Origin of the sequence: Amorphus sp. 3PC139-8, from assembly GCF_040750475.1 — a bacterium.
In the GTDB taxonomy this organism is placed as follows: Bacteria; Pseudomonadota; Alphaproteobacteria; order Rhizobiales; family Amorphaceae; genus Amorphus.
Map to the genome: position 1 here is coordinate 1 of NZ_JABJVY010000044.1, position 24,273 is coordinate 24,273.

General features: G+C 65.0%; 19 protein-coding genes. 7 read left to right on the plus strand and 12 right to left on the minus strand.

All coding sequences use genetic code 11. From position 1 onward, the window contains the following. Window positions 1-214: 214 nt before the first annotated feature. A complete protein-coding gene (ppdK, locus tag HNS03_RS24225) occupies window positions 215-2,884 on the minus strand; it encodes a pyruvate, phosphate dikinase (protein ID WP_367198620.1) in 2,670 nt (889 codons plus the stop codon). Window positions 2,885-3,152: 268 nt separating this feature from the next. Here ppdK and HNS03_RS24230 point away from each other — a divergent pair, with 268 nt between their 5' ends. Both HNS03_RS24230 and HNS03_RS24235 read left to right on the plus strand, forming a co-directional pair. Next, on the plus strand, window positions 3,153-4,928 hold the full coding sequence (locus HNS03_RS24230) for a tetratricopeptide repeat protein (protein WP_367198621.1): 1,776 nt from the start codon (window positions 3,153-3,155) through the stop codon (window positions 4,926-4,928). A gap of 6 nt (window positions 4,929-4,934) precedes the next feature. After that, window positions 4,935-5,801 carry a 4-(cytidine 5'-diphospho)-2-C-methyl-D-erythritol kinase gene (locus HNS03_RS24235; protein ID WP_367198622.1) on the plus strand — a complete coding sequence of 289 codons (867 nt, stop codon included), beginning with the start codon at window positions 4,935-4,937 and terminating at the stop codon, window positions 5,799-5,801. A gap of 147 nt (window positions 5,802-5,948) precedes the next feature. Here the strand turns inward: HNS03_RS24235 and HNS03_RS24240 are convergent, their stop codons facing one another. After that, window positions 5,949-6,752, minus strand: a complete 804-nt coding sequence (locus tag HNS03_RS24240; protein ID WP_367198623.1) for a tRNA1(Val) (adenine(37)-N6)-methyltransferase — start codon at window positions 6,750-6,752, stop codon at window positions 5,949-5,951. Window positions 6,753-6,760: 8 nt separating this feature from the next. Then, entirely contained in the window at window positions 6,761-6,991 is a 231-nt protein-coding gene (locus HNS03_RS24245; RefSeq protein ID WP_367198624.1) for a DUF2007 domain-containing protein, read from the minus strand. A 301-nt stretch (window positions 6,992-7,292) separates the two neighbouring features. Here HNS03_RS24245 and HNS03_RS24250 point away from each other — a divergent pair, with 301 nt between their 5' ends. Then, window positions 7,293-8,228, plus strand: a complete 936-nt coding sequence (locus tag HNS03_RS24250) for a polyprenyl synthetase family protein (protein ID WP_367198638.1) — start codon at window positions 7,293-7,295, stop codon at window positions 8,226-8,228. 37 nt (window positions 8,229-8,265) lie between these two features. Here the strand turns inward: HNS03_RS24250 and HNS03_RS24255 are convergent, their stop codons facing one another. The 3 genes from HNS03_RS24255 to lpdA all read right to left on the minus strand — a co-directional run bounded on the left by HNS03_RS24255 (window position 8,266) and on the right by lpdA (window position 11,049). Next, a complete protein-coding gene (locus tag HNS03_RS24255) occupies window positions 8,266-8,625 on the minus strand; it encodes a winged helix-turn-helix domain-containing protein (protein ID WP_367198625.1) in 360 nt (119 codons plus the stop codon). Window positions 8,626-8,728: 103 nt separating this feature from the next. Then, a complete protein-coding gene (locus HNS03_RS24260; protein ID WP_367198626.1) occupies window positions 8,729-9,499 on the minus strand; it encodes a hypothetical protein in 771 nt (256 codons plus the stop codon). 110 nt (window positions 9,500-9,609) lie between these two features. Continuing rightward, window positions 9,610-11,049 carry a dihydrolipoyl dehydrogenase gene (gene lpdA, locus HNS03_RS24265; RefSeq protein ID WP_367198627.1) on the minus strand — a complete coding sequence of 480 codons (1,440 nt, stop codon included), beginning with the start codon at window positions 11,047-11,049 and terminating at the stop codon, window positions 9,610-9,612. Between the two features lie 251 nt (window positions 11,050-11,300). Here lpdA and HNS03_RS24270 point away from each other — a divergent pair, with 251 nt between their 5' ends. Further along, window positions 11,301-12,446, plus strand: a complete 1,146-nt coding sequence (locus HNS03_RS24270; RefSeq protein ID WP_367198628.1) for a DUF3095 family protein — start codon at window positions 11,301-11,303, stop codon at window positions 12,444-12,446. 355 nt (window positions 12,447-12,801) lie between these two features. On the opposite strand, the gene HNS03_RS24275 is transcribed toward HNS03_RS24270, so the two are convergent. From HNS03_RS24275 to eno, 5 genes are all read right to left on the minus strand, one after another. After that, window positions 12,802-14,193, minus strand: a complete 1,392-nt coding sequence (locus HNS03_RS24275) for a pyruvate dehydrogenase complex dihydrolipoamide acetyltransferase (protein ID WP_367198629.1) — start codon at window positions 14,191-14,193, stop codon at window positions 12,802-12,804. Window positions 14,194-14,218: 25 nt separating this feature from the next. After that, window positions 14,219-15,646: a pyruvate dehydrogenase complex E1 component subunit beta gene (locus tag HNS03_RS24280; protein WP_367198630.1), complete on the minus strand. Its 1,428-nt coding sequence runs from the start codon at window positions 15,644-15,646 to the stop codon at window positions 14,219-14,221. A gap of 132 nt (window positions 15,647-15,778) precedes the next feature. Continuing rightward, entirely contained in the window at window positions 15,779-16,888 is a 1,110-nt protein-coding gene (gene pdhA / locus HNS03_RS24285) for a pyruvate dehydrogenase (acetyl-transferring) E1 component subunit alpha (protein ID WP_367198631.1), read from the minus strand. Between the two features lie 401 nt (window positions 16,889-17,289). Further along, complete coding sequence (locus HNS03_RS24290; RefSeq protein WP_367198632.1) at window positions 17,290-17,655, minus strand: septum formation initiator family protein; 366 nt, start codon at window positions 17,653-17,655, stop codon at window positions 17,290-17,292. Between the two features lie 113 nt (window positions 17,656-17,768). Continuing rightward, entirely contained in the window at window positions 17,769-19,046 is a 1,278-nt protein-coding gene (gene eno, locus HNS03_RS24295) for a phosphopyruvate hydratase (protein WP_367198633.1), read from the minus strand. 251 nt (window positions 19,047-19,297) lie between these two features. Here eno and galU point away from each other — a divergent pair, with 251 nt between their 5' ends. Then, on the plus strand, window positions 19,298-20,176 hold the full coding sequence (gene galU, locus HNS03_RS24300) for a UTP--glucose-1-phosphate uridylyltransferase GalU (protein WP_367198634.1): 879 nt from the start codon (window positions 19,298-19,300) through the stop codon (window positions 20,174-20,176). Between the two features lie 42 nt (window positions 20,177-20,218). Here the strand turns inward: galU and HNS03_RS24305 are convergent, their stop codons facing one another. Beyond that, on the minus strand, window positions 20,219-21,460 hold the full coding sequence (locus HNS03_RS24305; protein ID WP_367198635.1) for an adenylate/guanylate cyclase domain-containing protein: 1,242 nt from the start codon (window positions 21,458-21,460) through the stop codon (window positions 20,219-20,221). Between the two features lie 177 nt (window positions 21,461-21,637). Here HNS03_RS24305 and gshB point away from each other — a divergent pair, with 177 nt between their 5' ends. Continuing rightward, window positions 21,638-22,579 (plus strand): glutathione synthase, encoded by a 942-nt coding sequence (gshB, locus tag HNS03_RS24310; protein WP_367198636.1) that lies wholly within the window; start codon window positions 21,638-21,640, stop codon window positions 22,577-22,579. Window positions 22,580-22,802: 223 nt separating this feature from the next. Then, the gene (gene mgtE, locus HNS03_RS24315) at window positions 22,803-24,200 is read left to right on the plus strand and encodes a magnesium transporter (RefSeq protein WP_367198637.1); all 1,398 of its coding nucleotides are present in this window, start codon (window positions 22,803-22,805) and stop codon (window positions 24,198-24,200) included. The last annotated feature ends 73 nt before the right edge of the window (window positions 24,201-24,273 follow it).

The window sequence follows — 24,273 nt, forward strand, 5'->3', positions numbered from 1 at the left end:
GCATGCCAGCCTCCACCCAGCAGGCAGCTTGAATCAGATCCAACCCCTCAAGGGAATCCCATTTCCGATTCAAAAACTAAATGACACGCTCTAGAGCGTCTCCAGGCGAAGTGGAAACCGGTTCGCCGTCCGGGATTTGCGATGAAAAGACGAACTGGCGTAAGCGAAAAAAGATTTCGGGCCGACGCGGCCCGAAATCATCCGTCTCTCAAATTCAGGCTTTCGCCTTGAGCGCCGCCTGGGCGGCTGCCAGCCGGGCGATCGGCACCCGGAAAGGCGAGCAGGAGACGTAGTCGAGCCCGACGGTCTCGCAGAACCGGACCGAGGCCGGATCGCCGCCGTGTTCGCCGCAGATACCGAGCTTGATGTCCGGCCGGGTCTTGCGGCCGCGCTCGGTTGCGATCTTCATGAACTCGCCGACACCCTCAACATCGATCGAGACGAACGGGTCGGTCTCGAAGATGTGCTGGGCCTGGTAGGTCGGCAGGAACGAGGCGGCGTCGTCGCGCGAGATGCCGAACGTCGTCTGGGTCAGGTCGTTGGTGCCGAACGAGAAGAAGTGCGCCGATTCGGCGATCTTGTCGGCGGTCAGGCAGGCGCGCGGCAACTCCACCATGGTACCGACGTCGTAGTTCACTTCCGTGCCGGTCTCCTCCGCCACCATCTTGGCGACGGCGTCGATCTTGGCCTTCACGATGTCCAGCTCCGCCTTGAGGCCAACCAGCGGCACCATGATCTCCGGGCGAACCGGATTGCCGGTGCGCTTGCCCGCCTCGATCGCCGCCTCGAAGATGGCGCGCGCCTGCATTTCCGCGATTTCCGGATACGAGATTGCCAGGCGGCAGCCGCGATGGCCGAGCATCGGATTGAACTCCGCCAGCATCTCCAGCCGCCGGCGCAGCTTGGTGGCCGAAACGCCGATCGCGCCCGCGACCTCTTCGATCTCCTGCTCGCTTTTCGGCAGGAACTCGTGCAGCGGCGGATCGAGCAGACGGATCGTCACCGGCAGGCCGGCCATGATCTCGAACAGCTCGACAAAATCGGAGCGCTGCATCGGCAGCAGCTTGGCAAGGGCGGCGCGCCGCCCCTCCTCGCTGTCGGCAACGATCATCTCGCGCATGTCGCCGATGCGGTCGGCATCGAAGAACATGTGCTCGGTGCGGCAAAGCCCGATGCCCTCGGCGCCGAACTCGCGCGCGGCGCGGGCGTCGGCCGGCGTCTCCGCGTTGGTGCGCACCTTCATGCGGCGCACCTTGTCGGCCCACTCCATGAGCTGGGCGAAATCGCCGGAAAGTTCCGGCTTCAGCATCGCCACGGAGCCGGACAGCACCTCGCCGGTGGCCCCGTCGATGGTGACGATGTCGCCGGTCTTGAGCGTCTTGCCACTGGCCGTCAGCGTGCCGGCCTTATAGTCGACCCGAATGGAGCCCGCGCCGGACACGCACGGCTTGCCCATGCCGCGCGCGACCACGGCGGCGTGGCTGGTCATGCCACCGCGCGTGGTCAGGATGCCTTGGGCGGCGTGCATGCCGTGGATGTCTTCCGGGCTGGTTTCCACCCGCACCAGGATGACCGCCTTGCCCTGGCCCGCCATCCGCTCGGCCTCGTCGGACGAAAACACAATCGCGCCCGAAGCCGCCCCCGGCGAGGCGGGAAGCCCGGTCGCCACCACGTTGCGCTCGGCTTTGGGATCGATGGTCGGGTGCAGAAGCTGATCGAGCGAAGCCGGGTCCACGCGGGACACCGCTTCCTCATGGTTGATCAGCCCTTCCTCGACCATGTCGACAGCGATCTTCAGCGCGGCCTTGGCGGTGCGCTTGCCGCTGCGGGTCTGCAGCATCCACAGCTTGCCGCGCTCGATGGTGAACTCGACGTCCTGCATCTCGCGGTAATGCCGCTCGAGCCGGTTGCAGATGTCACGGAACTCTCCGAAGGCTTCCGGCAGCGCTGTCTCCAGCGACGGCTTTTCCGGCGCGCTCGATTCCAGCCGGGCGGCCTCGGTGATCGCCTGGGGCGTGCGGATGCCGGCCACGACGTCCTCGCCCTGGGCGTTGACCAGGAACTCGCCGTAAAGCGCGTTTTCGCCGGTCGACGGATTGCGGGTGAAGGCAACGCCGGTTGCCGAGGTATCGCCCATGTTGCCGAACACCATGGCCTGGACGTTCACCGCCGTGCCCCAGCTCTCCGGGATCTGGTGCAGCCGGCGATAGGTGATCGCGCGGGCGTTCATCCAGGAGCCGAACACGGCCCCGATCGCGCCCCAGAGCTGGTCGCGGGGGTCCTGCGGGAACGGCTTGCCGAGCTGCTCCTGCACCAACGCCTTGTAGCGCTCGATGATGAGCTGCCAGTCATCGGCGGTCAGGTCGGTGTCGAGGTCGACATTCTTCTCGTCCTTGAATCCTTCCAGGATCGCCTCGAAGTCGTGGTGCTCAAGGCCCATCACGACATCGCCATACATCTGGATGAAGCGGCGATAGGAATCGTAGGCGAACCGATCGTCGCCGGCGTCCTTGGCGAGCGCACCAACCGTCTCGTCGTTGAGGCCGAGATTGAGGACGGTGTCCATCATGCCCGGCATGGAGACGCGGGCACCGGAGCGCACCGACACCAACAGCGGCTTCTCCAGATCGCCGAACCGGCGTCCCGTGGCCGAGCCGATCGTCTCCAGCGCGGCTTCCACCTGGGCATTGAGGTCGTCCGGGTAGGTGCCGCCGGTCTTGGTAAAGTGGGTGCAGACTTCAGTGGTGATGGTGAAGCCTGGCGGAACCGGCACGCCGATGTTCGACATCTCGGCGAGGTTCGCGCCCTTGCCGCCGAGAAGGTTCCGCATGTCCGCGGTCCCTTCCGCCGTCCCGTCTCCGAAAGTGTAAACCCACTTGCTCATCATTCGTCCTTTTTCGCCGACACAGGATCGCACCGGAGGCGATGGCGGCCCCGGCCTCGACAACGCGGAAAGCGCCGCGTCGATTTGGCCACAGAGCGAAAGCATGGAGGCCGATAGAAAGGCAAGTCCCGAGCGACTATTCCGCAGACGCCAATAAAGCGGTTGCGGTCGGAAATCGGCCGGCGGAATTGGCCGTCGCCTTGCACGGGCCTCAGAAAAGCCCCATCGTCTCGGCAAATTGCGCCGAAGTTCGAAACGAGTCGATCCTATGCCGTCCGTGCATCTTTTCCTCCGCGACACCTCCCGTCGGGCCTCGTTGGCCGCGCGCGTCGGGGTCGTGACGCTCGCAACCTTCGCCGCAGCAGGCTCGGCCGCCAGCGCCGATGTGGCCGACAACGTGGATACCGGCGGCCTGCGCTCGTTGTCCGGCAGCTATCTGGCGGCGCGCCATGCCGGCACGATGAAGGACCTGGAAAGCGCGGCCGCGTTCTATCGGCGCGCGCTGGACGCGGATCCCGAGAACGAAGTGCTGCTGGACCGCACCGTGATGCTCCTGGTCGCAAGCGGTGCGCTTCCCCAGGCCGTCGAACTTGCCGACGATCTGGCCGCCAGCGATCCGACCAACCAGCTCGCCGCGCTCACTCTAACGGTCGATGCACTCGCAAATGGCGACCCCGTCGCCGCCCGCGACGCAATGACGCCGCTTTCCACCGGGTCGCCCCTTCCCGAGCTGACTGCGGCGCTCTTGGAAGCCTGGAGCTACGCTGCGGAAGAAAATTACGACCGGGCGCTGTTGGCGCTCGATTCTCTCGAAGGGCCGGACTGGTATTCCACCTTCACCACGCTGCATAGCGGATTGATCGCCGATTTCGCAGGCCGGCACGACGACGCCATCGAGCGGCTCGCTGCCGCCTACGAAGCCGATCCTCGAGCGATTCGCGTGCTCGATGCCTATGCGCGAGCGCTAGCGCGGGCCGACAAGCTGGACGAGGCGAAGGCTGTCGTCGCCAATTTCATTGCCGAAGGTGGCGACCATCCGCTGGTGCAGCAGCTCTCCGACGCCCTGTCGTCCGGCGAGCCGGTGGCGCCGCAAATCACGTCGGCCCAAGCGGGCGCGGCAGAGGCGCTCTATGGCCTCGGTATCGCGGTCGGCCAGGAAGGCGGCCAGGAATATGCGGCAAGCTATCTTCAGCTCGCCCTCCATCTGAAGCCCGACACCGAGCTCGCCGCCTTCTCTCTGGCCGCCCTTTACGAAGGGATGAACCAGCACGACAAGGCGATCACAGTCTATCGAACCATTCCCGACGCCTCGCCGCTCGCCCGCACCGCGAAAATCCAGATCGGCCTCAATCTCAACGCCGAAGACAAGCTGGACGAGGCGAAGACCGAGCTTCAGGCGCTGGTCGACGCCAATCCGACCGACCTCTCCGCCATCCTCGCGCTCGGCAACGTGCTGCGCAGCGACGAGGACTTCGAGGCCGCGCGCACCGTCTACGGTCAGGGGATCGAGACCCTCGACGAACCGCAGCGGGAGCACTGGACGCTGTTCTATTTCCGCGGCATCGCCAACGAGCGGACCGATCATTGGCCGGAAGCGGAGGCTGACTTCCGCAAGGCGCTTGAGCTCTACCCCGACCAGCCGCTGGTGCTGAACTATCTCGGCTATTCGCTGATCGACAAGCACATGAAGATCGACGAAGCCGTCGAGATGATCCGCACCGCCGTCAGCCAACGCCCCGACGACGGCTTCATCGTCGACAGCCTGGGCTGGGCCTACTATCGGCTGGGCCGCTACGACGAGGCGGTCGCGGAGCTGGAACGCGCGGTGGAGCTGATGCCGAACGACCCGGTGATCAACGATCATCTGGGCGATGCCTATTGGCAGGTCGGACGCAAGCTGGAGGCCATGTTCCAGTGGAGCCATGCACGCGACATGGATCCGGAGCCCAAGGATCTGGCCAAGATCAAGACGAAGCTGGAGCACGGGCTGCAGCCCGACAAGACCGATGCCGCCTCGGTGACCAACGACGAAACACCCCGGTAGCGGGGCGTGGTTATCGGAAACACGGTCCGCGAAACGGCGCGGGCCAAGGTCAATCTCGCCCTCCACGTGGTCGGTCAGCGGGAAGACGGCTACCATTTGCTCGACACGCTGGTCGCCTTCCCCACCGTTGGCGACGAGATCGAAGTCGACGCCGATCAGACGCTGTCGTTAACGATCGACGGCCCGTTCGCGGGTGGGCTTCCCAACACCGCCGACAATCTCGTGCTCGCAGCGGCGGAGCTGATCCAGGCAGAAATCGAGGCCGCGCCGGGCGCTCACATCCGCCTGGTCAAGTCGCTTCCGGTGACGTCCGGTATCGGCGGCGGTTCGGCGGACGCCGCTGCAACGTTGCGCGCCCTGGCCCGGCTGTGGGACCTGTCGGACGCGGCCGATTCACTCCTGCCTCTCGCCGCCGCGCTCGGCGCCGACGTGCCCATGTGCGTTCGTCAAAAGCCGTTGCGAGCCGAAGGCGTCGGCGAACTCTTGACCCCACTTCCGCCATTTCCCAATGCCGGCATCGTGCTGGCCAATCCGGGCGAGCCCGTTGCCACTCCGACCGTGTTCCAGGCACTTGCGAGCCGGGCCAATCCCGGATTGCCCGCCCTTCCCGATCGCTTTGCCGAGCTCGCCAGCCTGGTCGCCTATCTTGAGGAAACGCGGAACGATCTCCACGACGCGGCAGTCTCACTCGCCCCCGTGATCGGCGAGGTCGAAGCCGCGCTTGCCGATCTTCCGGGTTGCCGCTTCGCCCGCATGTCCGGATCCGGCGCCACCTGCTTTGCGCTGTTCGACGATGCTGTGTCGGCTGTGGAGGCGGCCGACGACCTTCGGACCCGCGCACCACAGTGGTGGATCGCGGCAGCAACTCTTTAGAACCCGGAAGGCTCCGGGCGGATTCTTCGCTTAAAGAAATTCGAATAATGTATTGAAATAAAATAATTATTTTGATTATCTAACGACAGAAACATGACCGCCATTGGCCAAGGTCGATCTGCTGAGATGGGGATCGTCGCCCCCGCTTTATCGTCTGGGCAACCAGGCGATTTCCTGGCCGGCGCGCAGGATCTCGGTCGCGCGCGCGGAGTAGCTGCCGTCGGCCTCGTGCATGACGATGGGGGGCAGAAAGCGCAGGGATGCCCGCGACCCTTTGATCGCTCGCACCAACACCCGGTCGGCCGTCGTGTCGGCGCGCGCGTGAACCGGCATCAGATCCACACCGCCGAACCGGCCTTGGACGACGGTCAAAAGATCCGGCACCAACGCCGTCGTCAGGATCAGATGCAGCATTCCAGAGGGCCGCAGCAGGAACGCCGCACGCCGGATCCAGGGCTCAAGGCCGGCCTCAGAAAGCATACGCGCCTGGGCCCGCCCGGCCGAGGGCGGCGTGCGATGCCCGGCCGGGGAGAAATATGGCGGGTTGGCGATGACACGATCGACGGATGCCGCTCTAAGCCCGGCATCGACGAACGGCGCCGACGGCCCCGCCACATCGGCGCGACACATCGCGATGCGCTTCGCGAACGATGCGTTTTCGGGCAGGACGCAGCTCTCCGCGGCCAGCGCAAGGCTCTCCGGATCGCAATCGACGAGTGTGACGGCCGCTTCTCCCCGACACGCCACCGCGAAGCCGGCCGCCCCCGGGCCGCTGCCGAGGTCCACGACGCGGCCCGACGCCCCGGTCGGGACAGTTGCCGCCAGCAGAATCGCGTCGGAGCCGCAGCGATGCGCGCCGCGCCGGGCCTGAACGAGAGCGAACGTGCCGCCCAAAAACCCGTCGACGGTTGTCCCGCCGGGCGGATCAGCGGTGTTGTTCGCGTCGTTCACCGCGACATCTAAGCGCTGCGAGGCGGCAGCGACTCACCCTCGCCGGCATCGCGAAGCAGCGTCCGAGCTTCCTCGAGCCGATCCTCGGCCACCAGGATGCGACGTGGCAGCACACCGATCGAGCCCTCGATCACGCTCATATTCTGGTCGAAGACCTGATAGGGAATGCCTGCCTCCTTCAGCAAAGCCTCGGCAAACGAGATCAGCGTGACGTCGTTGGTTTTCAAAAGTTCTTCCAAAAGCTTGCCTCGATGTCAGCGGCTTCGGTGGATGGCAGACGCAGGGTGGATCGCCTGCGACAAAGAATGATAGGGCGTGGCCGGAGCGGATTCGAGCCCTATCTCCCAGGCTTTCGGGGGGAGCGGGTGCGGTGCGGTCTTGCGGGAGTTTGCTCGGCCTGCTTAATGTCCGTGCCGGGGCCAGGATTAAGGATTTGACAGCGTGGCGATAGGCAACGTTGCCGCTGATGTTTCGACGAGCGAAAATGCCGGATCCGCGGAAAGCGGAGTCGAGCGGCTCGTGCGCACGGTGGCGCCGGATATGGAGCGCGTGAACGCGCTGATCCTCGACATGGCCGGCTCCAATGTGGAGCTGATCCCCGAGGTCGCGAACCATCTGGTGTCTTCCGGCGGCAAGCGGTTGCGGCCGATGCTGACGCTGGCTAGCGCGCAGATGTTCGGCGCCGAGGGCCAGCCGCACGTCAAGCTCGCCGCCGCGGTCGAATTCATGCACACCGCGACCCTTCTGCATGACGACGTCGTCGACGACAGCGCCGTGCGGCGCGGCAAACCGGCCGCGCGCGTGATCTGGGGCAACCAGGCGAGCGTACTCGTTGGCGACTATCTGCTGGGCCAGGCCTTCAAGATCATGGTCGAGGCCGGATCGTTGGAATGTCTGCGGATTCTGTCGCACGCATCCTCGGTGATCGCCGAAGGCGAGGTTCTGCAGCTTTCCGGCGCCAACAGCCTGAGCAATGGCGAAGGCCACTACATGGCCGTGATCGAGGCCAAGACGGCGGCGCTGTTTTCCGCCGCGACCGAAGTCGGGCCCGTGATCTGCGGCCACGACGGTGCGATCCAGGACGCCATGCGCAGCTACGGGCTCAATCTGGGCCTTGCCTTCCAGCTCGCCGACGATGTGCTGGACTATGGCGGCAACAGCGCGGTGCTGGGCAAGGACACCGGCGACGACTTCCGCGAGGGCAAGGCCACGCTGCCGGTGATCTACGCCTTCGAACGCGGCGACGAGACCGACAAGGCATTCTGGCGGCGCTGCATCGAAAACGGCGACATCCGCGACGGCGACCTGGAGGCAGCCATCGCCAGGCTGGAAACCACCAACGCGCTCGCCGACGCCACCAGCCGCGCCCGGGTATTTGCGGCCAAGGCGGCCGAAGCGCTGGACAAGGTGCCGGCTTCGGAACTGCGCGATACGCTTGCCGAAGTCGCGGACTTCGCGGTGTCGCGGACGTTCTAACGATCTGACGCGGCGCCGCGCAGCCTGGGGGGCTGCCCTACTCCGGCTCCGCCTGATCCAGGCCGGCAAGCAGATCCGCCGTGGCGCGGCCGGCTTCGGTTTCCACCCGGCGATAATGCGCGATCACCTGATGGCCGGCCGGCGTGACGACAGCGCCGCCGCCACGCGCACCGCCGAGCTGGGTGGCCACCAGCGGCCCGGCGAACATGGAATTGAGCTCATCCACCAAAAGCCACGCGCGGCGATAGGACATCCCCATCCCCCGCGCGGCCGCAGCGATCGATCCGGCAGCCTCGATCTCTTCCAGAAGCCGGATCTTGCCGGGGCCCAACGACGGACGATCCGGAAAATCGATCCGGATCCTCAGCACCGGCTTGTCGCTTGCCTGCCCGCTCATGAAGCATGTCCCGGCGAACAAAGACCCGGCCCACGGTCAAACCGACCACCGAGGGTCGTTCGAGGCATCGCCCGACCGCCTTGCGCCGTCCTCGGAAGCAAATTCAGTCCTCGCATGTGACTTCGTCCGCGTCGCGCGCGGCGCCAGGACACCACCGCGCCAGCGCGACGAGATAGGCATCCGGCCGGACCCGTTCGCGCACGTTCGCCAGCAGCTTGAGCGCGGCCGCGCGCGTGGGAAACTCCGCCACGCCGCGGTAAAAGCCGTTGCGTCGATAGAGCGTGGCCTCCAGCGATCCGATCGCGCCTTGCGCGCGCTCCAGCATGCGATCCGCCGCTTCGCGGGTGAGTTCGGCGCCGAACACCACGCCCCAGCGCGGCTCGACGGCTTGTGCGCCGCCGGCACCGTCCGGCTGCATCAACGCGGCGACGGCCGCCTCTTCGTCGCCGTCCACGGCCGCGTTTGCCAGGTCCGCCTGGGCGCCGGCCGTCACGGCGGCGCTCTTCACCGTGGTCTGCACCTCCGCCGCGGCACTCAGCAATTGATCGTTGGTCGACAGAACGGCATCCGCCTGGGCGCGGGCATCGGAATCGGCGCCGGCCGAAAGGTCCTGCACTTGCGCATTGGTGGCCGCAAGCTGGCGCGTCAGGTGCTCGATCGCCGCACTCGCGTCGTGGAGCGCAGCGTTGGTCGACTGCACCGTTTCAAGGATCTGGCGCTCCACCAACGACGGCTCCGACGCCGGAGCTTGGATCTCCGGGGCCGGTGCGGAGAAATAGGAGCGGAACTCATCCGTGCGATAGATCGCGAACCAGGCGGCCGCGAGGATCACGATCGCCGCCGCCAGCTCCACCACTCGGATGACAAAGGTCATGTTCCGCTCCCGGCGCAGGGCCTGCCGCAGCCCTCACCCCTGTCATGATACAGCCAGGTGCCGGGACGGCGATGGCACAGTGCGCACGCGCCATCCCGACAAACACCCTATCAGATGTTGAGCACGCGGCCGTAGGCGTCGAGCACGCTCTCGTGCATCGTCTCCGACAAGGTCGGATGCGGGAACACGGTCGCGATCAGCTCTTCTTCCGTGGTTTCGCAGTTCATCGCGACGACATAGCCCTGGATCAGCTCCGTCACCTCCGCGCCGACCATGTGGGCGCCGAGCAACTCGCCGGTCTTGGCGTCGAAGATGGTCTTCACCAACCCTTCCGGCTCGCCGAGCGCAATCGCCTTGCCGTTACCGATGAAGGGGAAGCGGCCGACCTTGATCTCGCGTCCCGCCTCTTTCGCCTTAGCTTCGGTCAGCCCCACTGAGGCGACCTGGGGCTGGCAGTAAGTGCAGCCGGGGATCTTCAGCTTGTCCATCTCGTGGGTCGGGAAGCCGGCGATCTTCTCAACGCAGACCACGCCCTCGTGCTCCGCCTTGTGAGCCAGCATCGGCGGGCCGGCCACATCGCCGATCGCATAGATACCGTCCACGTTGGTGCGGCCATATCCGTCGATGACGACACAGCCGCGATCGGTCTTCACGCCCAGCTCTTCCAGGCCGAGATTTTCGATGTTGCCGACCACGCCGACCGCCGAGATCAGCTTGTCGGCGGCGATCTTCTCGCTCTTGCCGTCCTTGGTCTCCACCGTCGCCGTCACCCCCTTGGCCGTCTTATCGACCTTGGAGACCTTGGCTTCGGTAAGGATCTTGATGCCCTGCTTTTCCAGCCGCTTGCGCACGTGGCCGGCGATCTCGGCATCTTCCACCGGGAGAATCTGCGGCAGAAGCTCCACGACCGTCACTTCGGCGCCCATGGTGCGGTAGAAAGAGGCGAACTCGATCCCGATCGCGCCGGAGCCGACCACGACCAGCGACTTCGGCATCTCTTTGGGCACCATCGCCTCGAAATAGGTCCAGATCTTTTCGCCATCGGGCTCCATGCCCGGAATCACGCGCGGGCGCGCTCCCGTCGCCACGACGATGTGCTTGGCCTTATAGGTGCCGGCGGCAAGCGTGCCCTTCGGCTTCGGCGGCTGCGGCTCCATCGGGGTCTTCTTGGTGTCGGAGACCACGACCTCGCCGGGCTTGGCGATCTTGGCCTCGCCCCAGATCACGTCGACCTTGTTCTTCTTCATCAAGAAGCCGACGCCCTGGCTGAGCTGGACCGACACGCCGCGCGAGCGCTTCACCACCGCGGCGATATCCGCGCTCACCTTGTCCGCCGAAAGCCCGAACTCCTTGGCGTGGACCATGTGGCCGTAGACCTCGGAACTCCTGAGCAGCGCCTTGGTGGGAATGCAGCCCCAGTTCAGGCAGATGCCGCCCAGATGCTCGCGCTCGACGATCGCGGTCTTCAAGCCGAGCTGGGAAGCCCGGATCGCGGTGACATAGCCGCCGGGGCCGCTTCCGATCACGATGACGTCATACTGGTCGGCCATCCCGCCCTCCTTCGTGGCGCATCTCAGCCAGCGCCCGCAGCGCCAGCCAATCATTGAATTCCGAGCCGAAGCCCGCTTTTCTCGCCTCTCTTTCAGCACCGATCGCCGCCCGTTGTCGAGCCTCAAGGCACGCGAAAAGCAGTCGGATCGATCCGCGCACCATAGCGGCGGCATGCGAACCGGATCGCCGTCTTCCGCGTAAACCTTGCAACGCGCGGACAGGGGTCCGCCGCTTTCCGGCAAGGCACGCGATGACACATCCCTCCACCTGCTACAGCTCGCTTCCCGTGCTGACCGACTTTGGTGCGGTCGCCGATCCGGCCCATTATGTGCCGCTGCCCGACGACTGGTTCGTCGGCCTGACGGATGTTGTGGATTCCTCCACTGCAATCGGAGACGGACGGTACAAGGCGGTGAACATGGCGGGCGCGGCGGCGATCGCCGCCGTCATCAACGCGCTCGACGGCATCCAGGATTTTCCGTTCGTGTTTGCCGGCGACGGTGCCGTCCTCGCGCTTCCGCCGGAATTCCGAGAGCGCGCAGAAGCCGCCCTCGCCGCGACCGCGCGCTGGGTGGAGGAGGATCTCGACCTTTCCTTGCGCGCAACGACGATCGGAATCGGAGAAATCCGTCAGACGGGACGAGATGTCCGTGTCGCCCGATTCTCCGCCTCGGACGCCGCCACCTACGCCCTGTTTGCCGGCGGCGGGATCTCGTGGGCGGAGCAGCAGATGAAGGCGGGAGCATTGCCCCTCTTCAAGGCGGAGACGGGATCACGCCCGGATCTTACCGGGCTTTCATGCCGATGGGCACCGCTGACACCGCAGGCCGATACGATCCTGACCGTCCTGGTGGTGCCTGCGCGCGGCGACGACGATCCCGCTTACCGATCGACCATCGAAACGGTGATCCAGACCCTTGAGGCCTCCAACGCCGGCGGACGCCCGGTGCCGCCTTCCGGCCCCCGATTCGCGTGGCCACCAGAGGGCCTCCACCTTGAGGCCCGCGCCACCCGGGGCCGGCGCGGGCTTTTTGCCCAAAAGCTGCGGATCGGCCTGATTGCGCTGTTGGCGTGGGCGCTCGATCGGACCGGCACGAAGCTCGGCGACTTCGATCCCGTCGCCTACCGCACCTACACCGCCCTCAACGCCGACTTCCGGAAATATCAGGACGGCATCCGCATGACCGTCGATTGCACAGCGGAGATGGCCGAGCGAATCGAGCGAATCCTCGCCGAGGCGCGCGACCAAGGCGCACTCGCCTTCGGGCTGGTGCGTCAGGAGGCGGCCGTGATGACCTGTTTCGTGCCGTCGATCCATTCCGACACCCATTTCCACTTCGTAGACGGTGCCGGCGGCGGGTACGCGGCAGCGGCAGCCGCGTTGAAGGAATGCTGAAGCAGACACAGCAACTGGAGGCCAAGCGCCTCACACTCAGCCTATTCCCGCGAAAGCGGGAATCCATAGGAGCTGGCCACGGACATAGGAATTGCCCCGCGCGTTGAACCGAGAGCCCTTTCCATCCGATCAGATTTGTCTGAAAGATAGTCTCGAAACTGACCGATGCGCACGCAGCAAAAAGCTACCGACCTATGGGCTCCCGCTTTCGCGGGAGTAGTGAGCGCAGGCCGAAGCAAACCTTCCGCTGAAAAAATACTTACACGTTATAAGCTTCGGCTCAGGCGACCCTTCATCCTCGAAACGTCCGGATCGACCTTCTTCAGACCGACCCGGATTTCACAGGAGGAAGGAATCAGACCAGCATCGCCATCGGGTTTTCGATCAGCGGCTTGAAGGCGGCAAGCAACTCGGCGCCGAGCGCGCCGTCGACGGCCCGGTGATCCACCGAGAGCGTCACCGTCATCACGGTCGCGATGGCGAGTGCGCCATCCTTGACCACGGCGCGCTCCTCGCCCTGCCCCACGGCCAGGATCGTCGACTGCGGGGGGTTGATCACCGCGCCGAACTCGCGAATGCCGTACATGCCGAGATTGGAGACGGAGGTGACCCCGCCCTGGTACTCTTCCGGCTTCAGCTTCTTGTCGCGGGCGCGCTTGGCCAGGTCCTTCACCTCGTTGGAGATGACCGAAAGCGGCTTCAGATCCGCCTCGCGCACCACCGGCGTGATCAGCCCGTCGGGGATCGCCACCGCAACGCCGACGTCCACGTGGCTGTGCATCAGGCGCGCGGTGGAGGTGAACGTCGTGTTCGCCATCGGCACCGCGACCAGGGCCTTAGCCAACGCCTTGATGATGAAGTCGTTGACGGAGAGCTTATAGGCCGGCTTGCCGTCCTTGTCCGTCGGCGCGGCGTCGTTGAGCTCCTTGCGGAGCTTCAGCAGCACGTCGAGTTCCGTATCGATGGTGAGGTAGAAGTGCGGGACGGTCTGCTTGGCCTCGACCAGGCGGCGCGCGATCGTCTTGCGCATGCCGTCATGGGGAAGCTCGCTGTAGCTGCCTTCCGCATACATGGCACGGATCTGATCGTCGCTCATGCCGGGCACCGCCGCGGGAGCGCTGGCCTGCGCCGAAGGCGCAGCCTTCTCGGCCGCCGGCTTGGAGGAAGCAGCGGCCGCCGGCACGCCTTCCTTCACCGCGGTTTCGATGTCGCGCTTTACGACGCGACCATGCGGACCGGAGCCTTTGAGCTGGGCGATATCGATACCGCTTTCTTCCGCCAGCCGGCGCGCAAGCGGAGAGGCGAACACACGGCCATCGCCGTTGGCCTCCGGCGCGGGCGGCGGAGCCGACGGCGTCACGCCCTCGCCCGCAGCCGGCGCTTTGGCCGCTTGCGGGGCGACCGGTTCCACCGGCTTTTCGGAGGAAGCCTCTTCGGCCTTCGGCGATTCGGCCTTGGCCGGCGCGGCCTCAGCTTCCGCCCCTTCCAGCGCGCTGGCGTCCTCGCCTTCTTCAAGGAGAAGCGCGATCGGCTGGTTCACGGGGACGTCGGTCGTCCCCTCGGCGACGAGGATCTTGCCAACCGTGCCCTCGTCGACCGCCTCGACTTCCATGGTCGCCTTGTCGGTCTCGATCTCCGCGACCACGTCGCCGGCGGAGACGGTGTCGCCTTCCTTGACGTGCCACTTGGCGAGATTGCCGGCCTCCATCGTCGGAGACAGGGCGGGCATCAGGATCGGTGTCGGCATTGCGCGTCGTCTCCCGGGACCTTCGTCAGGCCGTGTAGGTCACTGCCTTTACCGCCTCGATCACTTCCGCGACGGTCGGCAGGGCAAGCTTTTCAAGGTTGGCGGCATAGGGCATCGGCACATCCTTGCCGGTGATCCTCAGCACCGGCGCATCGAGATGATCGAACGCCATCTCCATCAGCCGGGCAGAGATCTCCGAGCCGATCGAGCAGACCGGCCAGCCCTCTTCCACCGTCACGCAGCGGTTGGTCTTCTTGACCGATTCCACCACGGTCTCAATGTCCATCGGCCGGAGCGTGCGCAGGTTCACCACCTCCGCCTCAATGCCCATGCCGGCAAGTTCCTCGGCGGCCTGCATGGCGTAGGTCATGCCGATGCCGAACGATACGAGGGTAACGTCCTTCCCCTTGCGCTCGATCTTCGCCTTGCCGATCGGCACGACGAAATCGTCCATCTTCGGGATCTCGAAGGTGTGGCCGTAGAGGATCTCGTTTTCCAGAAACACGACCGGATTCGGATCGCGAATCGCGGCCTTGAGCAGGCCCTTGGCGTCCGCCGCCGAATACGGCTGGATCACGCGCAGGCCCGGCACATGGGCGTACCAGGATGCGTAGTCCTGGGAGTGCTGCGCCGCGACGCGGGCGGCAGCACCGTTGGGGCCGCGGAACACGATCGAACAGCCGATCAGACCGCCCGACATATAATGGGTCTTGGCGGCCGAGTTGATGATCTGATCCATCGCCTGCATGGCGAAGTTAAAGGTCATGAACTCCACGATCGGCTTCAGGCCGGCAAAACCGGCGCCGACGCCGAGACCGGCGAAGCCATGCTCTGTGATCGGGGTATCGATCACCCGCTTGGCGCCGAACTCATCGAGCAGGCCCTGGGTAATCTTGTAGGCGCCCTGGTACTCGGCAACCTCCTCACCCATCACGAAGACCTTGTCATCCCCGCGCATTTCCTCCGCCATGGCATCGCGGAGCGCTTCGCGCACGGTGATCGACACCATCTCGGTGCCTTCCGGGATCTCCGGATCGACGGCCTCCCAGGTCTTCTCCGCCGGCGCGGGGCCGACGGCGGGCGCGGCGGGCACCTTGGCGGCGGTCGCCGCATCATCCGCCTTGTCGTCGTCATCCGAACTCGCCGCAGCGGGCGCCTCGGACGCCGGCGGCGCGCTCTTGGGTGCCTGGTCGAGAGCGCTCTCGTCCTCGCCCTCGCCCAAAAGCAGCGCGATCGGGGTGTTGACCTTCACGCCCTCGCTGCCCTCGGCGACCAGGATCTTGCCGAGCGTCCCCTCGTCGACGGCCTCGACCTCCATGGTCGCCTTGTCCGTCTCGATCTCGGCGACGACGTCGCCTGCCGCGACGCTGTCACCCTCTTTTTTCACCCACTTGGCGAGCTTGCCCTCTTCCATGGTGGGCGAGAGCGCCGGCATCAGAATTTCGGTCGGCATTCCTGGCTCCCGTAAACAGGCCGATACCTGATTATCTCTTCGCGAACACGGCCCTATCGGCCGGACGGTGGGGCGAAGCCGGCGCGCGACTGCAGCACGCGGCCCGCTCCCCCGCCATTGCCCGTTTCGTCGTTACCGGACCACGTCGGTCCACAGCTCCGCCGGATCCGGCTCCGGATCGGACTGGGAGAACTCGGCCGCCTCGTTGATGATGTCGCGGACGTCCTTGTCGATCGCCTTGACGTCGTCTTCCGACACCCCGTGTTCCTGGATCAAGCGATTGCGCAGGTGCTCGATCGGATCGTGCTCCGTGCGCATCTTGTTGACCTCGTCGCGCGAGCGGTACTTCGCCGGGTCCGACATGGAGTGGCCGCGATAGCGATAGGTCAGCATTTCCAGGATGTAAGGGCCTTTGCCCTCGCGGGCATGGGCCAGCGCCCGAGCGCTGGCGGCCCGCACGGCATGAACCTCCATGCCGTCGACCTGCTCGCCCGGGATCTCGAACGAGGCGCCGCGGTGGGACAGGTTCGTCGTCGAAGAGGCGCGCTCCACCGAGGTGCCCATGCCGTACTTGTTGTTCTCGATCACGTAGACCACCGGCAGGCTCCAGAGCTTCGCCATGTTGAAGCTCTCGTAGACCTGGCCCTGGTTGGCCGCGCCGTCGCCGAAATAGGTGACGGAGACGGCCCCGTTCTCGCGGTAGCTGTTGGAAAAGGCGAGCCCGGTCCCAAGCGGCACCTGCGCGCCGACGATGCCGTGTCCGCCGAAGAAATTCTTCTCCGTCGAGAACATGTGCATCGAACCGCCCTTGCCCTTGGAATAGCCCGAGCGGCGGCCGGTGAGCTCGGCCATTACGCCCTTGGCGTCCATGCCGCAGGCGATCATGTGGCCGTGATCGCGGTAGCCGGTGATGATCTGGTCGCCCTCTTTAAGCGCCATCTGCATGCCCACCACCACGGCCTCCTGGCCGATATAGAGGTGGCAGAAGCCGCCAATCAGGCCCATTCCGTAAAGCTGGCCGGCCTTCTCTTCGAAGCGCCGGACCAGCAGCATCTCACGGTAGGCGTAGAGATCGTCGTCTTTGGTGAACTCGACCGTCTCGCCCGTGATCGTCTCGGCGGTGCTTATCGTCTTCGCGGCACTGGTCTTCGCGGCGCTGGTTCGGGCGGTACGCGACTTGGCGGTGCTGGTCTGACGCTTGGTCGACGATCGCCGTCTGGGGGTCGTCTTTCTTTCTGCCATCTGGTCTCTCCGGCGTCCTCCAAGGCGGGGTTGGACGGGACATTAGCGAACGGAACCGGCCCGTGAAAGGGCGCAACGCGGCGAAAGCCGATTTTTGCCCGCCGAACGGGCAGTTAGCCGCAGTACCCAGGCGGGCATTCGCGGCTCGGCCACCTCCTGGGATTAGGCTTTTTGATTTCCGAACTTCGGATGGATTCGCGGTATCTGCGCGCAGGCGTTCGAAGGGATTCGCCTCTCCGCGCATTCGGACGCTGGCCCGCATGGGCCGTCCTCGCGTGAGCGAGAAGATTATTCCCCCCCGCAAAGCCGGACGGCGAACCGGTGCCCACTTCGCCTGGCTTTGCTTTGTCTCTCTCGCAAAGCCGGACGGCGAACCGGTGCCCACTTCGCCTGGCTTTGCTCTATTTCTGCGCCAGCGCGCGGCCGGCGTCATCGCCCGGATCCGCTCCGAGACGGGGCGACGTGAAGACGACGATTTCATCGGGATGTGCGAGATTCAGATTGGCGCGGGCGCGCTCGTCCAGCATGTCGGCGTCGATCGCGTCGGAATCGAGCAGCGAGACCCGGGCCTCCAGCGCCTTACGGCGCGCCACGATGCGATCGCGCTCGATGGAGAGGCGCGCAATCTCCTGTTCCAGCCGAACCCGGGCAAAAACGCCATAGTCCCCGTGCAGACCGTGCCACACGAAATAGCCGATCAGTGCGATCATCAGCACCGGCGGCAGCAGACGCGACAGAATCGTGGGACGACGATGGCGGGTGGCCATGACTGGACGCGGAACTCGCTACAAAAAGAAGGCCGGTGCCTTTTTGACACCGGCCTCCTTAACGAGCCGTTTCGCGGCAGGATATGTCCCCGCCTTTTCAGATTCTTGACGGGTTAGCCAAGCTTGAGCGCGGCGCGGCCCGGATAGAATGCCTGCGGGCCGAGCTCCTCCTCGATGCGCAGCAGTTCGTTGTACTTGGCAAGCCGGTCGGAGCGCGCCAGCGAGCCGGTCTTGATCTGACCGCAACCGGTCGCGACGGCCAGGTGCGCGATGGTGGAGTCCTCGGTCTCGCCGGAACGGTGCGACATGACGGCCCGGTAGCCGGCCTTGTGGGCCATGGTGACGGCTTCCAGCGTCTCCGTGAGGGTTCCGATCTGGTTCACCTTGACCAGGATCGCATTGGCGATCCCGCGCTCGATGCCGGTGGCAAGCCGCTCGGTGTTGGTGACGAACAGATCGTCGCCCACGAGCTGGCAGCGATTGCCGACCCGCTCGGTCAGCGCGGCCCAGCCGTCCCAGTCGTCTTCGGCCATGCCGTCCTCGATCGAGACGATCGGATAGGCATCGACCAGCTCGCAGAGATAGTCGGCAAGGGCTGCACCGTCGAGGGTGCGCCCCTCGCCGTCCAGCGCATATTTGCCGTCCTTGAAGAACTCGGTCGCCGCGCAGTCGAGCGCGATCGCCACGTCCTCGCCGGGCTTGTAGCCGGCGCTTTCCACCGACGACATAATGAAGTCGAGCGCGGCCTTCGCCGACGGCAGGTTCGGCGCGAAACCGCCCTCGTCGCCGACATTGGTGGAATGCCCGGCTTTCTTGAGTTGCCCCTTCAAGGTGTGGAACACTTCCGCACCCGTGCGAAGGGCTTCGGAGAAGGTAGGCGCGCCGACCGGCATGATCATGAATTCCTGAAAGTCGATCGGATTGTCGGCGTGGGCGCCGCCGTTCATGATGTTCATCATCGGCACCGGCAGTTCGCGCGCCGACACGCCCCCGACATAGCGATAGAGCGGCAGTTCGGCGGACAGAGCCGCCGCCTTGGCGATGGCAAGCGAGACGCCGAGAATCGCATTGGCGCCGAGCCGGCCTTTGTTGTCGGTGCCGTCGAGCGCGATCATCATCTCGTCGAGATGAACCTGATCCTCCGCGTCGAGCCCTCCGATCGCATCGAAGATCTCACCGTTCACCGAAGCCACGGCGTCCTGAACGCCCTTGCCCATATAGCGGGCACCGCCATCGCGCAGCTCGACGGCTTCGTGCGCACCGGTCGAAGCGCCGGACGGCACCGCCGCACGGCCCATCGAGCCGTCCTCGAGATGGACATCGACCTCGACGGTCGGATTGCCGCGACTGTCGAGAATTTCGCGGCCAATGATGTCGATGATCGCGGTCATGGGAACCTCCAGGGAGCCTCGGGACGGGGCGAAGAATGGGATGGAACCGCGCGGGTCGTTCGCGCGCGTCGGCTCGTCCATAGCCTAACCTTTGAGCGGCTTGAACCCTTTCCGTGCAGTTGGCGGCATCGCGGACGGAAATTCCATGGCCCGACACCTGATGGTTTGCTAATGCGTTCGAACCAAAACACAAAAGGCGAGTTGTTGTCCGACACGCTTTTCAGACGCACGGAACCCAAGAGAGACGCCCCATGGCCCCTGCCCCGATCCGCACCGCCGTTTTTCCCGTCGCCGGCCTCGGAACCCGCTTCCTCCCCGCGACCAAGGCGATGCCGAAAGAAATGCTGACGGTCGTGGATCGGCCCCTCATCCAGTATGTCTACGACGAGGCGAAAGCGGCGGGCGTGGAGAAGTTCATCTTCATCACCGGCCGCGGCAAGGCCGTGATCGAAGACCATTTCGACATCGCCTTCGAGCTGGAAGAGACGCTGAAAGAGCGCAACAAGCTCGACCGGCTGGCCGAAGTGCAGACCGCCCAGCCGCCGGCCGGCGCGGTTTCCTTTACCCGTCAGCAGGCGCCCCTCGGCCTCGGTCACGCGGTCTGGTGTGCCCGCGAGCTGGTGGGCAACGAGCCGTTCGCCCTGCTGTTGCCGGACGTACTGGTTCATTCCGACCCCGGCTGCCTGGCTCAGATGATGGACGTCTACAACGCCCAGGGCGGCAACGTCATCGCCGTGGAAGAAGTGCCGGAAGATCAGACCCACCAGTACGGCGTGGTAGAGATCGAAGCCGACGACGGCGACGTCTACAAGGTCACCGGGATGGTGGAGAAGCCACCGAAAGGAACCGCGCCGTCGAACCTGATCATCACCGGGCGCTACATTCTGCAGCCGGAGATCTTCGACCTTCTGGCGACCACCGAGAAGGGCGCGGGCGGCGAGATCCAGATCACCGACGCCATGCTGACCCTGATGGGGACCCAGCCCTTCCACGGTCTCCGCTTCAAGGGCCACACCTACGACTGCGGCTCGAAAGTCGGCTTCCTGGCGGCCAATGTGGCCTACGCACTGGACCGCGACGATCTCGCGGCCCCGTTCCACAGCGAGCTGAAGCGACTTTTGGGGATCTAGGGTCAGGACTCATAATCCGAACGGATCGGCGCCCGAACCGGATCACGCCGCCTCCGACGCGACAAACAACGCCTGGGGACGGGCCACACCGCGCAACCAATGCTCGCCGATCGAGGTCAGCGGTCCGGGAAAGGCATCGGCAAAGCTTTTTGACATCAGAAGGTGATGCCCGAGCGGCTCGCACAGCGCCTCGATCCGGCTGGCTTCGTTCACGGCGGGGCCGATCACGGTGAAGTCGAGGCGACGGTTGGACCCGACATTGCCGTACATGAGTTCGCCAAGATCGAGCGCGATGTCGACCTTCAGCGGCGGCAGGCCGGCCGCGCTCCGTTCGCGATTGTAGGCGACGTTTGCCGACAGCGCGGACTGAGCGGCCGCCAGCGCCCCGGCAGCCACCGCGCCCGGATCCTGATTTTCCAGGCTGAAGATCGCAAGCACGCCGTCTCCCAGGAATTTCAGGACCTCGCCGCCCTGCGCCTCGACGGCGTCGGTCAAGTCGCCAAGGACCCGGTTCAGCGAGGCCAGCACGTCCTCGCTCGGGGTTTCTTCGGCAAAGCGGGTGAACTCGCGCAGATCCGCAATCATGACAACGGCGTAGAGCTGGGTCGCGTCGCCGCGCAAAATCTGGCCGGACAGGACCCTGCGCCCCGCCTCCACGCCGACATAGGCGTCGAGCAGGTCCTTGGCCACGCGCTTCAAGGCAATTCGGTAGCAGACCAAGGCAAGCCGAGGCAGGATCCGGTTCATCAGCGCCACTTCCCGATCCAGGAAACCGCCGGGCCGATCCGTGAGCCACGAGATCAGCATGCCCGGCAGCGCCGTTTCCTCCCCGTCGGTGCCGAACTCCACCAGACGTCCGATCCACTCCGTTCCGCCGACCTCGCGAAACTCCTCGAACACCGGATAGCCAAGGTCCACGTCGTCGCCATCCAGACGACGGCGCATTTCCGGCATTCTCTCGTTCCGGAGAACGCGCAACGGGCTGTTTTGGAAGTCGGACATCAACTGGCTTTCGCGCTCGTAGTTCTCAAGCCGAAAGCCGTGCCCCCGCCACCACTGCCCGCCGTAGCCGACGATGGTCGGATGTAGGGCGGCAATGGAAATGTGCATACGCAACAGCTTCACGCCGATGCCGCACATGCGCACGCAGAATTCTTCAATCAGCGACGCCAGGTTGTCAGAGCCCCGCAACCCCTGTTCGACGATCCAGTCGCTCAGCTCCTGAAGCGCGCGGTCGTCGGCAGCGGCGGCGTCAGGCTCTATCGTTTGATCTTCTTGCTGCATGGCCTGTCGCCTCTTGGTTGTTCGTCTCGCGAGATATAGGTCTTCAAGCGAAAGAGATCGAATTTGATGTTCGATTTCCGTTCGCTGCGAATCCGAATCCCGAATGTCAAATTCGATCAGCGAGCGTATCTACAAGACAACCGGGCACTTGCCGCCCTTTCGATTTCGGAGATAGCCATGCCGCTCAAGGTCGCGGTCCAGATGGACCATATCGAGACGATCAAGATTGCCGGGGACTCCACCTTCGCCCTCCTTCTGGAGGCCCAGGCGCGCGGCCACGCACTTTTCCACTATACGCCCGATCGCCTGGCCGAAACCGCGACCGACGTGACGGCCACCCTGGAGCCGCTGACCGTGAAGGACGAGGTCGGCGCTCATTTCACGCTCGGCGAACCCGTGCTGACCTCGCTCAAGGACGTGGACGTGGTGCTGATGCGCCAGGATCCGCCCTTCGATCTCGCCTATATTGCAGCGACCCATATGCTGGAGCGGGTGCATCCGGACGCGCTGGTGGTCAACGATCCGGCCGCGGTGCGCAATGCGCCGGAAAAACTCTACGTCATGCGCTTTCCGGAGCTGATGCCGCCGACGCTGATCACCCGCGACCGCGCCGCGATCGACGCGTTTCGCGCCGAGCACGGCGACATCGTCATGAAGCCGCTGTTCGGGGCCGGCGGACAGGCCGTGTTCCGCATCACCCAAGACGACCTGAATTACGGCTCGCTCTACGACTTCTTCGCCGCCACGTTTCGCGAGCCCTGGGTGATCCAGCGCTTCCTGCCGAAGGTGTCCGAAGGCGATAAGCGCATCATCCTAGTCGATGGCGAATTTGCCGGCGCGGTGAACCGGGTGCCGGCGAAGGGCGACATCCGCTCCAACATGGTGCGCGGCGGAGCAGCCGCAGCCACCGACCTGACCGAGCGCGAGCGCGAAATCGTGGCAAGCGTCGGCCCGTATCTGCGCGAGGAAAACATCCTGTTTGCCGGCATCGACGTGATCGACGGCAACCTCACCGAGATCAACGTCACCTCGCCGACCGGGATTCGGGCGGTCGCCCGCCTGGGCGGGCCGGACATCGCGGCGATGATCTGGGACAAGATCGAAGCGGACAAGGCTTAAGGTTCGTCGATGGCGCCTCTTCAAGCGCCCCGCCGTTCAAAACCGTAGAAAACGGACTGGGGTCGCCGCGATCGCGCCGGCGGCTTCACACGGGCGTCATCCACGCTCGGCAAGACAGTCAGCATCCTCTTCGATCTATCTGGCGGAGCTGGCATTTTGCCCCTCGGCCGCCCAACCGCCCACCAACGAACGAAGATTGCCCGCCGGCACCGTGGAGTCCGCCATGACGACGATCGACCCCTATCAGCAAATCGATCCGCTCCGGCAGGCGCTGCGCGACGACGACCGCAAGAAGCTGGCGGAGATCACCCGGAACTTCCGCGCCGGCGATTTTTCCGAAGCGATCGAAGCCCTGTCGCGGACCGAAGCGGCGGAGCTGTTCCAGACCATCAAGCCGACCCTGCGCGGTGAGGTCTTCGGGCGGATTTCCTTTGTCTACCAAAACTATATCTTACGCGCCGCACCGCTGGAGCAGTCGCTTGAGTTGATCAAGCAGGTGCCGGAAGAGGATATCGCGCTGCTTCTGCGCAAGATGCCACGGACTCGCGCGCGCACCATCTACGAAAAGCTGACCGAGCTCGATCCGGACCTCGAACGCGACCTGCTCCACTACGAGCAGGAGCAAATCGGGCGGTGGATGAGCTACGACTTTCTGGTCGCGCGCCCGACGGAGACGGCCCGCGAGATCTACGAACGCATGAAGGCGCGCCCGGCGCGCAGCCATCCGATCGTCAGCATCTACGTCGTCGACGAGACCCAGAGCTTGATCGACCGGCTGGAGCTGGATGAACTGGTTCGGATCGAACCGAGCGAGGCGATCGAGAAATTGCTCGACCGGGAAGTCACCCGGCTGCAGGCGACCGATTCGGTGGAAACCGCGATCCATCGCTTCCAGGTGCGCGACGCGGTGGAAATGCCGGTCGTCGATGAAACCGACCGGCTGATCGGGATCATTCGCGCCGACGACATTCTGCATCTGGCCCAGGACACCTTCTCCGACACCATGCAGAAAATGGGCGGCGTCGCGAATTTCGACACGCCCTACATGATGACGTCCATCCTTGAGCAGGTGCGCAAGCGCGGGGGCTGGCTGGCGATCCTGTTCGTCGGCGAGATGCTGACGGCGACCGCCCTTACCTATTACGAATCGGAACTCGACCAGGCGGTGGTGCTGGCGCTGTTCCTGCCGCTCATCCTCTCCAGCGGCGGCAACAGCGGCTCCCAGTCCTCCACCCTGATCATCCGGGCGCTTGCGGTGAAGGAATGCCGCCTCGGCGACTGGTTCCGCATCTTCCGGCGCGAGCTCGTCACCGGTCTGATCCTGGGCGCCCTCCTATGCCTGGTCGCGACGCTGCGCATCACGCTGTGGGATCTACTCGGCTGGGCCGACTACACCGAACACGGCAAATTCTCGCCGGAATTGGTTACCTTCACGGTTGCCGTCGGCGTGCTCGGCATCGTGACCTGGGGCAACGTCGTCGGCTCCTTGCTGCCGCTCGGCATTCGCGCGCTCCGGCTCGATCCGGCCGTGATCTCCGCCCCGTTGCTGGCGACCTTCGTCGACGTGACCGGTCTGATGATCTATTTCACCGCCGCGCGCTATATTCTGAGTCTCGGCTAGAGCGTGTCATTTGGTTTTTGAATCGGAAATGGGATTCCCTTGAGGGGTTGGATCTGATTCAAGCTGCCTGCTG